The organism is Pseudoalteromonas gelatinilytica (genome assembly GCF_001641615.1).
Taxonomy (GTDB): Bacteria; Pseudomonadota; Gammaproteobacteria; order Enterobacterales; family Alteromonadaceae; genus Pseudoalteromonas; species Pseudoalteromonas gelatinilytica.
Genome location: NZ_LRRU01000022.1, coordinates 575,811 through 589,661 on the forward strand (window position 1 = coordinate 575,811; position 13,851 = coordinate 589,661).

The 13,851-nt window shown below is 40.9% G+C and carries 11 protein-coding genes and 10 tRNA genes; 15 read left to right on the forward strand and 6 right to left on the reverse strand.

Annotated features, from left to right (window positions below):
* Positions 1 to 114: 114 nt before the first annotated feature.
* A tRNA-Tyr gene (locus NH153_RS19925) sits at positions 115 to 199 on the reverse strand.
* A gap of 49 nt (positions 200 to 248) precedes the next feature.
* A tRNA-Tyr gene (locus tag NH153_RS19930) sits at positions 249 to 333 on the reverse strand.
* A gap of 112 nt (positions 334 to 445) precedes the next feature.
* On the opposite strand from NH153_RS19930, the gene NH153_RS19935 reads away from it, so the two are divergent.
* Together NH153_RS19935 and NH153_RS19940 are read left to right on the forward strand one after the other, a co-directional pair.
* Positions 446 to 961 (forward strand): VC2046/SO_2500 family protein, encoded by a 516-nt coding sequence (locus tag NH153_RS19935; protein ID WP_063707128.1) that lies wholly within the window; start codon positions 446 to 448, stop codon positions 959 to 961.
* Positions 962 to 1,123: 162 nt separating this feature from the next.
* Positions 1,124 to 1,423, forward strand: coding sequence for a DUF6172 family protein (locus NH153_RS19940; RefSeq protein ID WP_063707161.1), 300 nt, complete (start codon positions 1,124 to 1,126; stop codon positions 1,421 to 1,423).
* Positions 1,424 to 1,496: 73 nt separating this feature from the next.
* On the opposite strand, the gene NH153_RS19945 is transcribed toward NH153_RS19940, so the two are convergent.
* The 3 genes from NH153_RS19945 to NH153_RS19955 all read right to left on the reverse strand — a co-directional run bounded on the left by NH153_RS19945 (position 1,497) and on the right by NH153_RS19955 (position 5,581).
* Positions 1,497 to 1,937 (reverse strand): hypothetical protein, encoded by a 441-nt coding sequence (locus NH153_RS19945; protein ID WP_063707163.1) that lies wholly within the window; start codon positions 1,935 to 1,937, stop codon positions 1,497 to 1,499.
* Positions 1,938 to 2,085: 148 nt separating this feature from the next.
* Complete coding sequence (gene cysK / locus NH153_RS19950; protein WP_063707165.1) at positions 2,086 to 3,054, reverse strand: cysteine synthase A; 969 nt, start codon at positions 3,052 to 3,054, stop codon at positions 2,086 to 2,088.
* Between the two features lie 193 nt (positions 3,055 to 3,247).
* The gene (locus tag NH153_RS19955; protein ID WP_063707233.1) at positions 3,248 to 5,581 is read right to left on the reverse strand and encodes a carbohydrate binding family 9 domain-containing protein; all 2,334 of its coding nucleotides are present in this window, start codon (positions 5,579 to 5,581) and stop codon (positions 3,248 to 3,250) included.
* Positions 5,582 to 5,796: 215 nt separating this feature from the next.
* Between NH153_RS19955 and NH153_RS19960 the strand changes: the two genes are divergently transcribed.
* From NH153_RS19960 to NH153_RS20020, 13 genes are all read left to right on the forward strand, one after another.
* Positions 5,797 to 6,948: a dicarboxylate/amino acid:cation symporter gene (locus NH153_RS19960; protein WP_063707235.1), complete on the forward strand. Its 1,152-nt coding sequence runs from the start codon at positions 5,797 to 5,799 to the stop codon at positions 6,946 to 6,948.
* Between the two features lie 108 nt (positions 6,949 to 7,056).
* Positions 7,057 to 7,707, forward strand: a complete 651-nt coding sequence (gene uvrY / locus NH153_RS19965; protein WP_054553647.1) for a UvrY/SirA/GacA family response regulator transcription factor — start codon at positions 7,057 to 7,059, stop codon at positions 7,705 to 7,707.
* 8 nt (positions 7,708 to 7,715) lie between these two features.
* A complete protein-coding gene (gene uvrC, locus NH153_RS19970; protein ID WP_063707167.1) occupies positions 7,716 to 9,539 on the forward strand; it encodes an excinuclease ABC subunit UvrC in 1,824 nt (607 codons plus the stop codon).
* A 41-nt stretch (positions 9,540 to 9,580) separates the two neighbouring features.
* Positions 9,581 to 10,126 carry a CDP-diacylglycerol--glycerol-3-phosphate 3-phosphatidyltransferase gene (gene pgsA, locus NH153_RS19975; RefSeq protein WP_063707169.1) on the forward strand — a complete coding sequence of 182 codons (546 nt, stop codon included), beginning with the start codon at positions 9,581 to 9,583 and terminating at the stop codon, positions 10,124 to 10,126.
* Between the two features lie 139 nt (positions 10,127 to 10,265).
* Positions 10,266 to 10,341: transfer RNA gene (locus NH153_RS19980), tRNA-Gly, on the forward strand.
* A 12-nt stretch (positions 10,342 to 10,353) separates the two neighbouring features.
* A tRNA-Cys gene (locus NH153_RS19985) sits at positions 10,354 to 10,427 on the forward strand.
* A 34-nt stretch (positions 10,428 to 10,461) separates the two neighbouring features.
* Positions 10,462 to 10,548, forward strand: a tRNA-Leu gene (locus NH153_RS19990).
* 67 nt (positions 10,549 to 10,615) lie between these two features.
* Positions 10,616 to 10,691: transfer RNA gene (locus NH153_RS19995), tRNA-Gly, on the forward strand.
* Between the two features lie 39 nt (positions 10,692 to 10,730).
* Positions 10,731 to 10,817: transfer RNA gene (locus NH153_RS20000), tRNA-Leu, on the forward strand.
* Positions 10,818 to 10,941: 124 nt separating this feature from the next.
* Positions 10,942 to 11,017 (forward strand) — tRNA-Gly (locus NH153_RS20005).
* Positions 11,018 to 11,035: 18 nt separating this feature from the next.
* Positions 11,036 to 11,109: transfer RNA gene (locus NH153_RS20010), tRNA-Cys, on the forward strand.
* A gap of 35 nt (positions 11,110 to 11,144) precedes the next feature.
* A tRNA-Leu gene (locus tag NH153_RS20015) sits at positions 11,145 to 11,231 on the forward strand.
* 171 nt (positions 11,232 to 11,402) lie between these two features.
* Complete coding sequence (locus NH153_RS20020; RefSeq protein WP_063707171.1) at positions 11,403 to 11,849, forward strand: hypothetical protein; 447 nt, start codon at positions 11,403 to 11,405, stop codon at positions 11,847 to 11,849.
* A 17-nt stretch (positions 11,850 to 11,866) separates the two neighbouring features.
* Here NH153_RS20020 and NH153_RS20025 read toward each other — a convergent pair whose 3' ends face one another.
* Entirely contained in the window at positions 11,867 to 13,285 is a 1,419-nt protein-coding gene (locus NH153_RS20025) for an alanine/glycine:cation symporter family protein (protein WP_063707173.1), read from the reverse strand.
* Positions 13,286 to 13,851: the final 566 nt, after the last annotated feature.

The window sequence follows — 13,851 nt, forward strand, 5'->3', positions numbered from 1 at the left end:
AGTAAAGTTAGCGAGAGTAAAGTTAGCGAGAGTAAAGTTAGCGAGAGTAAAGTTAGCGAGAGTAAAGGTAGAAAGAGTAAAGGTAGAAAGAGTAAAGGTAGAAAGAGTAAAAAGTGGTGGAGGGAGCTGGATTCGAACCAGCGAAGGCTGAGCCGTCAGATTTACAGTCTGATCCCTTTGGCCGCTCGGGAACCCCTCCACACAGATTTTTACTATTGCATTTGGCCCCACTTTTCTAAGAAGGAAAGTGGTGGAGGGAGCTGGATTCGAACCAGCGAAGGCTGAGCCGTCAGATTTACAGTCTGATCCCTTTGGCCGCTCGGGAACCCCTCCAATGCAACGGCGCTGATAATAGCAAACTGATTATTTAAGTAAAGAAAAAAACTAAAGAAAAATGCATAAATGCCGATAACTGGTTAATCAAGAAACTATTTGGCTAAAGACTATGCAGATTGATGGTTTGTTGCTCACTGAGAGTCAACTCGATAATCGTCTAAATAAAAGTGTACACGAGCACCGCTCTGGAGAGTTTGCTTTATTACTAGCAATGCTTTCTCATGATGCGCTCGATTTTAGCCAGTTTCACCTGCCAAAAACAGAATTAACCAGTCCTGATGTATCTGAATCGGTTCTGCGTAAAGAACTCGGTGCTGGTCCATCACAACCATTAGCTCCTGAGCAATTCGATATGTTGATAGGCCAAGACAATGCATTTAAATTACTGCAAGGTGGTTTGTCGGATATTAGGTTACATCATTGCTTAAACCCAGAACCGCTGAATGTCCGTGATGACAAGCTGCATGTGCCACTTGAAGTGATTGATAACTGTGAGCCCGCTGTTAGAAAACGTTTTTATGAAAAAAATAAACCCGTGGAGCGCCCACAAATCGACGCTGCTGCATTTTATGATAGCCTTACCGACGAGGCGATACATCAACCCCTACATTTAGCTACAGCTTAAGTATAAGTGGCTTAATCGAACTGTCATAGACTACGAATAAACTAAGAATACACTTATATTTAAGTAAAACTGCAAAAAGTACAGCTAAATTAAGATGTGCTTGTTATAATAGCAGTCTATGGCTTAATGCCATTGTCATTGAACCAAGTTACTAGGACTATAATGAAGAAAACATTCACGCTAAACCACGAGAAAATTAAATACCCTCGTATGGTTGATGCAGCCAAGCACGAAGTAAAAAAATACTTAAAACGTGAGCGTAATAAAACACTCCCAGCAGATGCCGATTATTGGGCGTTTGACTGTAAGTTTGGTGAATCAGCGGATGAGGCCAATGTCGTTCACGTGGCAGAGATTAATAAATGTATCAGCGATATTGAAGCTAAAGGGCTTACATCGTTCTACGTTGAGATCTTAGCGCGTCCTGCACAGCGTCAACAGCAAGAGTTTGACGAAGAGTAATATCCATACTGTTCTGCAGTTATACTCTTACCAAAAAAGGGCCTTCAGGCCCTTTTTTAGTTTTAGTAATTAATCAACGTGCAAATGGATCGGCATTGATTTTTTCTATGTACCAATTGCCTTTTTTACGCATCATTTTCACACTGCGCATATCATCAACTTTTTTACCGTTAAAGTAGCCTGTGAAGATTAAATTGATATTGGCTTTATCACCGTATTGTTCGCGTAGACTCATATTGGTCATATCGACTTCAATTACCACCTCGTCGTATTGCATATTGACTAGGTTGCGAGCGAACTGCCCAGCGGTACCGTAAGATTTCATAATACGCGCCATTTTTGGGGTGGCGTATTCCATAGCAAGGTTCAAATCGTTTTGGTTATATAAGGCATCGAAATACAGAGTCGCCACATTACCAGGGGTGTTTTTTTCGCCTTTAGGCGCATCTTCAGAACCGCAACCGAAAAGAAAGCAGCTACTTAATAGAACAAAAATTAAGAGTATATTTTTCATTGTTGTTGTTTTACGAGTTAACTTGAGATTAAGTGTGTGACTAAATCAGCTTGATGTAAAGTTAACTCGGTAAAATTATTGGTTTTATTTATTTTGGGTAATAAAAAAGGATGCATCTCTGCATCCTTTTTTGACAACTTAGTTGTTATTACTGAACAAGCTCTTTGTCGCTGAATTCTTCAGCAAATAATGGACTAGATAAGTAACGCTCAGTTGCACTTGGTAAAATTACCACGATATTTTTGTCTGCGTTTTCAGGTTTTTCAGCAAGGCGTTTTGCAGCAACGACTGCAGCACCCGATGAAATACCCACTAAAATACCTTCGTTTTTCATCAGTTCGTGAGCCATTGCAATAGCATCTTCATTTGATACTTGCTCTGCGGCATCAATCACTTCTAAATCAAGGTTGCCAGGGATGAAGCCTGCACCGATACCTTGAATTTTATGAGGACCCGGTTTAATTTCTTCGCCAGCTAAAGTTTGGCTAATAACAGGTGAGTTAGTTGGCTCAACAGCAACAGATTGCACGTTTAGGCCTTTTTCTAGTTTAAGGTAACGGCTAACACCTGTAATAGTACCACCTGTACCAACACCTGCTACGAAGATGTCGATTTTACCGTCCATTGCTTCATAGATTTCAGGACCCGTTGTTTCGAAGTGAATTTTCGGGTTTGCTGGGTTTTCGAATTGCTGTAAAAGAATGTACTTTTCAGGCTCACTTGCTTGAATTTCTTTTGCTTTTTCGATTGCGCCATTCATGCCTTTAGCGCCATCAGTCAATACTAGGTTGGCACCTAACGCTTTTAATAGTTTACGACGCTCTAAGCTCATTGTATTAGGCATAGTCAGTGTTAATTTATAACCACGTGATGCAGCAACGAATGCAAGCGCAATACCTGTGTTACCAGATGTAGGCTCGATTAGCTCTTTGTCTTTGGTTAATACGCCTGACTTTTCTGCTTCCCAGATCATTGAAGCGCCAATACGGCATTTAACACTAAAGCTTGGGTTACGTGATTCTACTTTAGCAAAAACATTACCTGAGGTTACGCGGTTAAGCTTTACAATTGGTGTATTACCAATCGTTAATGAATTATCTTCAAAAATGTTAGACATAGTGTTCCCTTGGAAGCAATTTATTCAATCGTGACCAAATAGCTTAGGCTACCGATCTGTAATAGTCACACTTTACTGTGGTGAATAAAAAACGAAAGTAAAGTTTGGCTATAACATATAGCGAATAGGCTTATAGCATTTAGTAATAAGGTGGGAAAAGAAGGGCGCGCACCCAAAGGTGCGCAAAGTCAGGTTAGAGTAACCAAGCGTAGCTAAATTTAGCAAATAAGGTGCGCTGCTCTTTGGTGATGGATGAAAGCTCATCATCTTGGTAGCCATTATCAGAGTAGCCAGCAAAGAATACCGTTTGCGGATTCAACTTGTAAGAATACAATAGTTGAGTGGCGAGGTTTTTATATTGGCTATCTACATCATCTATGTAATTAGCTTGATTACGCTCTAAGTCAGTATAAATGACTGCAAGGCGTACAAAGCTATTTACGTTGAATTGATAAGTTAAACGCACATCACTTAAATTAGCGGTAAATACTTCACTGCCATCAGCCTCAAGCTGCTCATAAGTATGACGTAAACGTACTTCAAAATGTTTACCAAGATTCATATTCAGTACTGGGCGAATATGGAATTTATCACCAACGCGGTTATTCGCTAAGTCGACAGCATTACCTGTATACATAAATAAAGAAGCAAATACCCCAGCGGTTGGCTTAAAGTCACTATAAAAGCCAACGCCATTTTCGCTAAACATATCTGTGTTGCCATCAATATCTAAACGTGATTTATCATGACGAAGGCCGGTTCGGTTTCTGTGTTCAACAGACAGCTCAAAAAAGCTTTGTAATGGACCACTCACAGAAAAGCTAGTCTGTGCTTCTTTTTCAAGAAGTTCGTTATTTTCGTTATGAGTAATATCCCAATCGGCATAAAGGTTTGCGCGATTCCACCAATTACCTTTATCACCATACCAACGGTATTCACCCCCAGTCGTAAACTTCTTAAAATCAACTTGTGAGATAAAACCTAAATCTGCTCTCAAATCGGCATCGCGATAATTATAATCGGCAAATGCGCGCCAATATTTCTCGTCGTGCTGATACTTTACATAGTAACCAGTGCCTGATTGCTGTTCTTTACTTAAAACACGCAGTACGCCTTCGTTGTAGTCGCAGTCACTATTTAATTCACAGCTTACTTGCTCTGGCTGTGAGCAGTTATCTCCATCACATAACTCATCTATGAAGTCTTGGCTGTATTGCGTTTGTGACTTTAATACTTGCACTAAAAAAACATCGTTGACTGTTGGTTTGTATTTACTATCAATACTGTAAACCGTGTTCTTGTAGTCATCACTTTGTCTGTGTGTTGCCGTTGAGCCAAGTGATAACCCTGATTCAAAATCGTATCGATAACGCAGGGCACCGTTTTCACCTTTTTCGTCGAGGGCGACAAGCGATGAACCTAAATTGCCCGGGATCAACACATTTGTTCGTGTGTCATTGGCAATGAAACCGGCAAATGTATGGCCATTTTTGCTGCCGGTGATTTTCGTGCCGTAATCTGGTTGGGCAATATTACGGGTATGAATAAGGTTAAGTGTTGAGGCAAAGTAGTCAGCGTTATCTAAAAAGAAGGCGCGCTTTTCAGGGAAGAACAAACTGAAATTATTGTTCACGCTCAATTGTGCGACATCCGCTTCGACCTGAGAAAAATCAGGATTAATGGTCGCATTTAAAGTAATGTCTGGGGTGATCCCCCATTTTACATCGAGACTGGCTTCAGTATTGTTTTCTGACTGCCAATCTGCCACTTCTGAGCCATCAATATCACGGGTCTCATTTTTGCCAAGCACCACAGATGGAATAATTGCCACGTTGTTGCCTTGCTTCGCTTGTTCAAAGCCTTGGTAACTTGGCATTTGGCAAATCCAACAGTTGTTACCATGGTCAATCTGCATACTTGAGATACGTAAACGTTCACTGCGCGGTAAAAATCGTAAAAACTCCATTGCCATGGTTTTACTTGCCACGCTGTCGTCAAAATTTAGTACGCGTAAGGGGATTGCAACTTCAACGGTGTATCCGTTTTCGTGAATAACACCCACACTATCCCAAATACCATCCCATGATGAGGTCTCATGTTTAGTCAGTTCGTTTTCTATTGAATCTTGCTGTACACCAAGTGGATTGATAAAAAATTGATACGCTAATTGAGAATTATTGTATGAATCAATTTTTAGACCAACTAAGTCATCATCCCATGCCGCATCTCGGTCACGGTAAAAAGCACGAATAAGTTCCGGGTTAGGGTCGTTTGCTTCAAAGCCAATAAAAAGTGTTTCGCCATCTTCATAAACATAGGCGTGGGTGGTGACTGGGCTTTTACTGTTCTCATAAGGCCAAGTGACGTTGTCTATGGTGATTTTTTTTGCACGTTGCCAACTTGGCTCATTTAGCTTGCCATCAATTGTTGCTTGCTCTGCAATAAAAGGGAGGGTGACAGGTTGGCTGGTGGCCAAGGTAGTAAAAGGCACACTCAATAGAGCGGCACTTAATATTGATTTATACATAAGCACTATACGGGTATTCAAAACTGCGAGCATGTTATTAATTTGCAACATTGTTAACAAATGCAACGCGACAGGGCGCATATATTTACGTTCAAATTAGATTCTGACAAGCTGTGGTGGTAATTTGCGCAGTTAAACGTTAATTTGGCTGTTTTATAACAAAAGTAAACTAAAACGTGGTAAAAGATTACCACCTAAAAATTGAAGTGATCGTTATGAAGTTAATTCTAAAATTAATTGCCGGTATTGTTGCTGGTATCTTAGTGGGCTTATATGTGCCACTAACAGGTGTTGAACTCCTTTACACAGTAAAAGAAATAATAGGTCAGTTGATCACCTTTACCATTCCCCTGATTATTTTATTTTTTATTGCATCAGGTATTGCTGGCTTACCAAAAGGTTCAGGCCACTTGTTAGGCAAAACAGTTGGGTTTGCTTATGGGTCAACAATAATCGCGGGTACTTTAGCGTTTCTACTGGTAAGTGCCATGATCCCATTATTTGATGGGGGTTTAACGTTTGAAGCCGAAGTAGAAACAGAAGTAGGCAGCTTTATTGATTTAGAAATCCCGCCTTTAATGAGTGTGATGACGGCATTAGTGACCGCATTTGTGTTTGGCATTGGCATGAGTCAATTACAACTTGAAACACTGAAAAAAGTGTCTGATCAAGGCCGTGATGTTATCGATGCTTTATTAGCAAAAGTGATTATCCCAGCGTTACCTTTTTACATCGCCGGTGTATTTGCTGAAATGACAGTCGCAGGCACAGTGGTTGATACCTTACAAACCTTTGGCATTGTTTTATTAGCTGCATTAATTATGCATTGGTTGTGGTTAACATTTTTATACGTTTCAACGGGACTACTACTAAAGCGTAATCCATTAGAGCTTGTAAAAAACATGCTGCCAGCTTATTTTACTGCTTTAGGTACAATGTCGAGTGCTGCAACAATTCCTGTTTCACTTCGTTCAAGCAAAGCAAATAACGTAAAAGAAGACGTTGCTAACTTTACCGTGCCTTTATGTGCAACCATTCACTTGTCTGGTTCAACAATCACGATTGTGACATGTGCAATGGCTGTGATGTTCTTATCACCGAATATGGATGTACCATCACTATTTGGTATGTTGCCGTTTATTATGATGTTAGGTGTTGTAATGATTGCTGCACCTGGTGCACCAGGCGGCGCTGTTATGTCAGCACTGGGCCTACTAACAAGTATGCTTGGCTTTAATGAAGGTGCTGTTGCACTGATGATTGCACTTTATTTAGCACAAGATAGCTTTGGTACCGCGTGTAATGTAACGGGTGATGGTATTATTGCTTTATGGGTTGATCGTTTTAGCGAGAAAGCCTCGGCATAAAATTAATTAGTGAAACGATATTTTGATTTATCGTTTCACTTTTTCTGTGCTAATGTGGCACATTAAATTGTGCGAAAGCAGCTATTTGGGTTTTTTGAGGGTGTTCCATTGATTAATGTACTTTTAGTTGATGACCATGAGCTTGTACGGACAGGGATCAGACGTATACTTGATGATGTTCGTGGTTTTAAAGTGGTGGGTGAAGCTAAAACCGGTGAAGAAGCGGTGCAATTTTGTCGCCAGCATTCACCTGATATCGTGTTGATGGACATGAATATGCCAGGTATTGGCGGTTTAGAAGCGACGAAGAAAATCTGTCGTTATTGCCCAGATGTAAAAATTATTGTGCTTACTGTGCATTGTGAAGATCCATTCCCAAGTAAAGTAATGCAAATCGGTGCTCATGGTTATCTGACCAAAGGTGCCGGCTCTGATGAAATGGTTAACGCCATTCGTGCGGTGAATGCAGGCCAACGTTATATTGCACCTGAAATTGCACAGCAAATTGCTCTTGCGCAGGTAAGTGGCCGTACAGATGAAAACCCATTCCAGAGTTTATCTGAGCGTGAGCTGCAAATTATGCTGATGATCACCAAAGGTGAGAAAGCGCAAGACATCGCAGAACGTTTAAACCTGAGTTCAAAAACAGTGAATAGCTATCGCTATCGCATGTTTGAAAAGCTAAATGTGGGTGGTGATGTTGAACTTACTCATTTAGCAATCCGTCATAAAATGATCGACATTGATAGTTCGCATTAATTTGCTCAATGTCTGATTTCGAACCAGCCCGTTTTCTAAAAACACTATCAAGTGAGCCCGGTGTCTACCGAATGCTTGATAGTGAAGGGCAAGTCATCTATGTCGGTAAGGCAAAAAATCTAAAAAAGCGCGTCAGTAGTTACTTTCGAAGTAATGTCACTGATAGTAAAACGCGTGTCTTAGTAAGTAATATTTGCGGTATTGAGGTCACCCTGACCAACACCGAAACGGAAGCCTTATTACTCGAAAACAACCTAATTAAAAAATATCAGCCTCGTTACAATATTCTGTTACGAGATGATAAGTCTTACCCGTATATTCTTTTAACTGATCACACGCACCCGCGTCTGGCGTTTCATCGCGGCAGCCGAAAAATTAAAGGCGAATATTTTGGTCCATTCCCAAGTGCAGGAGCGGTATCAGAAAGTTTGCGTTTAATGCAAAAAATCTTTCCGGTTCGCCAATGTGAAGATGCGTATTACCGAGCTAGAAGCCGTCCATGTTTACAATATCAGTTAAAACGCTGCTCTGCGCCGTGTGTAAATAAAATTTCCGATGAAGAATATCGACAAGAAGTTGATTTTGTTCGCAAGTTTTTGCTAGGCAAATCTCATGAAGTCATTGCTGATTTAATCACCAAGATGGAGCAAGCGAGCAAAGAGCTCAAATTTGAGCTTGCTGCCAAAGTGCGTGACCAAATTATGCTACTGCGAAAAATGCAGGAGCAACAATCTATTTCGGGTAATCATGCGGAAATGGATGTGATTGGCTTTGCGCATTTAAATGGTTTAAATGCGGTTCATTTATTAATGATCCGCGATCACAAAGTGCTAGGCAGCAAAACTTATTTCCCAAAAGTACCTAAAGATTCCGGTGAAGAAGAAATACTGACTTCGTTTTTAGGTCAGTATTATTTAGCACCTGGTGCAACGGGGCGCATTGCCAAAGAAATTATCTTACCGTTCAGTATTGAAGAAAGTGAGCCTTTAAGTGAAGCACTTACGGCAATCTCTGAGCGTAAAGTCAGTTTAAAAGTTGCCAATCGAGGTGAGCGAGCACAGTATTTAAAACTTGCTAATAAAAATGCCCTTAATAGCATTAGTGTTAAGCAAAGTACCCAAGACTCCATTAATAAACGTTACGCACAATTAAAAGAAACATTACGTCTCGATGATATTAATCGCATGGAATGTTTTGATATCAGCCATACAATGGGTGAAAACACGGTTGCAAGTTGTGTGGTGTTTGATTCGCAAGGACCTAACAATAAAGAGTATCGCCGTTTTAATGTTACTGGCATCACCGGTGGCGATGATTATGCCGCGATGGAATTTGCACTTAATAAACGCTACAACAAAGTCGTTGATGAAGAAAAAATACCCGATGTTATCTTTATCGATGGGGGTAAAGGGCAACTATCTCGTGCTGAGCAATATTTTGAAAACTGGCCGCATAATAAAATGCCATTGCTGGTGGGTGTTGCAAAAGGCACAAGTCGAAAACCTGGGTTAGAAACGCTATTAATTGATGGCGGACGTAAAACAATTCCACTTGATTCAGATGCGCCAGCACTGCATTTGATTCAGCATATACGTGATGAGTCGCACCGTTTTGCCATTGCTGGGCATCGTAATAAACGCCAAAAACAACGCACACAATCATTATTAGAAGAAATTACTGGCGTTGGACAAAAGCGCCGACAAGCATTATTAAAATATTTAGGGGGCATGCAAGGGGTAAAAGCTGCTAATATAGACCAATTAAAACAAGTTCCTGGGATCAGCCCTGAAATGGCTGAGAAGATATTTAATCATTTGCATGACAAGGCGTAGCCTTCGTGCGAATATAGAAAAAAAGACATCTCCAAGTAGTTATGTGGAATATTCCAAACACACTCACAACCTTTAGACTTTTTCTTATCCCCATTTTTTTGGTGATATTTTATTTGCCTTTCTCATGGGCGTTTTTCGCTGCTGCGTTTGTTTTCTGGCTTGCGTCGATCACAGATATCCTTGATGGTTATCTAGCACGTCGTTTAAATCAGTCAACGCCATTTGGTGCGTTCTTAGATCCGGTTGCAGATAAAGTAATGGTGTGTGCGGCACTGGTTGCTTTATCGAGTCATTATCAAACCTTGTATATGACTATTCCGGCATTAGTGATTATTAGTCGTGAAATTGTTATCTCTGCATTACGTGAATGGATGGCAGAGCAGGGTAAACGTGACAACGTAGCTGTATCAAACATGGGCAAGTTTAAAACTGCGGCACAAATGCTAGCCATTATTGGTTTGATTTGGCAGTTTGATACATGGATGATCTACTTAAGTTATGGTCTTTTATACATTGCAACATTCTTAACGCTTAGTTCTATGTTGCAGTATTTAATAGCAGCATGGTCAGAATTGACCAAAAATTGATCCTAAACGTTTAATTACACACCGTTTTAGATAAAAAATAAGCAAACAGTTCAAAACTAGCATTTTTTATATTGACGCGTTTAATAATCTCTGTAGAATGCGTCCGTGTTGAGAGGGCATAGCCCCCAAGATAAAGAAAGCGGCACTAGCTCAGTTGGTAGAGCGCAACCTTGCCAAGGTTGAGGTCACGAGTTCGAGCCTCGTGTGCCGCTCCAATTATCTAATTTGGCGGAATGGCAGAGTGGCCATGCAGCGGATTGCAAATCCGTCCACCTCGGTTCGACTCCGGGTTCCGCCTCCATTCAACACTCCACGCGCTCTATGAGCAACCCGATGCCCGGGTGGTGGAATTGGTAGACACAAGGGATTTAAAATCCCTCGCTGGTAACAGCGTGCCGGTTCAAGTCCGGCCCCGGGCACCATTTTGTGGTTTACTACAATACCAAATGTAGTTTTAAAATTATTATTTAACTCTAGAGTTAATATGATGCGGCACTAGCTCAGTTGGTAGAGCGCAACCTTGCCAAGGTTGAGGTCACGAGTTCGAGCCTCGTGTGCCGCTCCATATTAGCTTTATCCACTTGCTTTAAATAGCAAACCCGATGCCCGGGTGGTGGAATTGGTAGACACAAGGGATTTAAAATCCCTCGCTGGTAACAGCGTGCCGGTTCAAGTCCGGCCCCGGGCACCATTTAAACTTAAATAGTTTATTGGATAAAGAAACAAATTTGCGGCACTAGTTCAGTTGCCAGAACGTTATCATCGCAACCCCAAGGTTGTTCACCAACGGACAAAATACTGACAGAAACAAATTTGCGGCACTAGCTCAGTTGGTAGAGCGCAACCTTGCCAAGGTTGAGGTCACGAGTTCGAGCCTCGTGTGCCGCTCCAATTATTTGGAAGCGATAAGGCGGAATGGCAGAGTGGCCATGCAGCGGATTGCAAATCCGTCTACCTCGGTTCGACTCCGGGTTCCGCCTCCATATAATACTCCACATGCTCTTACGAGCGACCCGATGCCCGGGTGGTGGAATTGGTAGACACAAGGGATTTAAAATCCCTCGCTGGTAACAGCGTGCCGGTTCAAGTCCGGCCCCGGGCACCATTTATACAAAATACCTCTTCTTTATTTCATTAATATTTATTTTCCTAACCTCATATAACTATTTTTTTATTGCCAAAATAGCTTTATAGTTTCCTTAGTCTTTTTAAATCAGCTAATGCGTTTTAAGTTTTCAGCACTACTGAATTCACTAAATAGGATCAAGGAAAGAGAATGGAGCAATTTAAACGTGGCTTAAATCAGTTCTGGGTAGGCGCAGTGTTTGGGCTTTGCCTAGCGATCTCGTTAGTACTTATTCCTGTTGCGATTATTATGTCGAACATTAACGACGTTCTGAAAATTCATGAGGTGAGCGTGCTTGTTGATAAAGTATCGACCGTCTTCGATAAATCAGAACAGGCTATTAGTAATGCGAAAGCGGCGCTAACCGACTTTGATAATGACGTGATGATGGATATGCTTAGTGCTGTACAATCTTATCAGCAACAGACACAGCCACTGTTATCCGTAGAACAAAAACAAGCATTAAAAGATCAAATTAAAGAGCAGCTTGTTGTTAAGCTTGAGTCCAAACTTAACGAGCAACAAATTGTATTCATCATGTCTGTCTTTGAAAAGTTAACAAATACAAAAAAGGAAGCGCAAGCGCTCCCTGATTAAGTATTTACTAAACGTGATTATTTACGCCACGCGCCTTTTGGAATAGTTTGATCGAGCTTTTTGTTTTGCGAAGGGTCGAAAGTAGGTAATTTACCTGCTTTACGTTGTGAGTTGTAATCCTTCGCAAGCCAAATAACGACGCCTGATAACATAAACAAAGCGATGACGTTAACAATAGCCATTAATCCCATCGAAATATCGGCAAGCGTCCATACTAATGGTAATTCACCGAGCGCACCAAACATCACCATACCAAGTACCAGTAATCGGAAAATCAACATACCCGATGCATGGTTATGCTCCAAAAACAATAAATTGGTTTCGGCGTAAGAATAATTTGCAACAATCGAGGTAAATGCAAAAAATAAAATTGCAATCGCAACAAAAGTGGCTCCCCAGCTACCAACATGTTCTTCAAGAGCAGCTTGTGTCAAGGCAATACCTGTCACACCGGAATCAGGTATAAGTTGTTGTGATAATAAAATAAGGGCTGCAGTTGCAGTACAAATAATAATTGTATCTACAAATACACCGAGCATTTGCACATAACCTTGTGAGGCAGGGTGCGGTGGGTTAGGTGTTGCCGTTGCAGCTGCATTTGCAGCGCTACCCATACCTGCTTCATTAGAGAATAAGCCACGTTTAATACCCTGGATCATCGCCTGCATAACACCATAACCAATTGCACCTGCGCCTGCTTGCTCGATACCAAAGGCACTATTAATAACATGCATAAATACGTTCGGTAATAAATCGTAGTTCATGGCGCATACATAAAGTGCAACTAACAAATAAGCCAGCGCCATAAATGGCACAACCATTTCTGCAAAACGTGAAATAGTTTTTAAGCCACCGAAAATGATAATACCTGACCCTAATACTAAGCCGATACCTACAACATAGTTTGGAATACCAAACGCCACATCAAATGCAGCAGCAATAGAGTTTGATTGAACAGCATTAAATACCAAGCCAAAAGCTAGAATAAGGCAAAGAGAAAAGATCACGCCCATCCAGCGTTTGCCTAACCCATATTCCATATAATAAGCAGGGCCACCACGAAAGTTGCCATCTTCATCAACCGTTTTATATGCTTGGGCAAGCGTACTCTCGGCAAAACTTGTCGCCATACCTATTAAAGCAATAAGCCACATCCAAAAAATTGCACCGGCACCACCTAAATAAAGTGCAACAGCAACCCCCGCCATATTACCTGTTCCAACTCGTGCAGCTAATGAAGTACAAAAAGCTTGGAATGAAGAAATGCCATCGCCAGAACCTTGGCGGCTCTGAAACATCACTTTGATCATATGTGGGAATTGAGTGAATTGGATAAAACCGAGTCGAAGAGTAAAAAATAGCCCCGCAGCTATTAAAAGGTAAACCAGAATGTGACCCCAAAGGAGACCACTTATACTATTTATAATGTCTGTCATTTTTCTTGCCTTGTGAGCGAGTGGAAAATCTGCGGCGCAAGTTACCATAACAAGCGAGGAGAGTTTAGTTATTCTGCTAAAAAACCTCAGTTATCCACAGTCGTTTGTGGGTAACGTGTTTGCATTTGGTGGGTATCTAAATAATTTGAAAATAATCAAAAAAACCTTCAAAAAGTGCTTGCGTTAAAAATCCATCTCCCTATAATGCGCATCCACTGACACGGCGGGCAGCAATGAAAAGCGCTGAACAAGGTGACAGAGAGTTAAGTAAAACTTCGGTTTAAAACGGTCTAAAAAGAAAGTTTAAAATTAAGTGTTGACTCGAAAATTTAAGGATGTATTATACGCATCCCTAGCGACAACGTCGCAACGTTCTTTAACAATATAAAGCAATCATCTGTGTGGGCACTCGTACAGATTGAGTTCTAACAGCGAAGCTTAGTTTACTAAGTAACGCAAACAAATTTAGAGTCTCAATTTCTTATGAGTGACTATATAGTCAATTTATACAGAATTCATTGAGCACGAAACTTCGGTTTCAAAAAACTTTTAATTGAAGAGTTTGA

What these genes read in the sequence shown, in the direction of transcription:
- NH153_RS19935 (WP_063707128.1), top strand. Translation starts at nt 446, where the DNA reads ATGCAGATTGATGGTTTGTTGCTCACTGAGAGTCAACTCGATAATCGT.
- NH153_RS19940 (WP_063707161.1), top strand. Translation starts at nt 1,124, where the DNA reads ATGAAGAAAACATTCACGCTAAACCACGAGAAAATTAAATACCCTCGT.
- NH153_RS19945 (WP_063707163.1), bottom strand. Translation starts at nt 1,937, where the DNA reads ATGAAAAATATACTCTTAATTTTTGTTCTATTAAGTAGCTGCTTTCTT.
- cysK (WP_063707165.1), bottom strand. Translation starts at nt 3,054, where the DNA reads ATGTCTAACATTTTTGAAGATAATTCATTAACGATTGGTAATACACCA.
- NH153_RS19955 (WP_063707233.1), bottom strand. Translation starts at nt 5,581, where the DNA reads ATGTATAAATCAATATTAAGTGCCGCTCTATTGAGTGTGCCTTTTACT.
- NH153_RS19960 (WP_063707235.1), top strand. Translation starts at nt 5,797, where the DNA reads ATGAAGTTAATTCTAAAATTAATTGCCGGTATTGTTGCTGGTATCTTA.
- uvrC (WP_063707167.1), top strand. Translation starts at nt 7,716, where the DNA reads ATGTCTGATTTCGAACCAGCCCGTTTTCTAAAAACACTATCAAGTGAG.
- pgsA (WP_063707169.1), top strand. Translation starts at nt 9,581, where the DNA reads ATGTGGAATATTCCAAACACACTCACAACCTTTAGACTTTTTCTTATC.
- NH153_RS20020 (WP_063707171.1), top strand. Translation starts at nt 11,403, where the DNA reads ATGGAGCAATTTAAACGTGGCTTAAATCAGTTCTGGGTAGGCGCAGTG.
- NH153_RS20025 (WP_063707173.1), bottom strand. Translation starts at nt 13,285, where the DNA reads ATGACAGACATTATAAATAGTATAAGTGGTCTCCTTTGGGGTCACATT.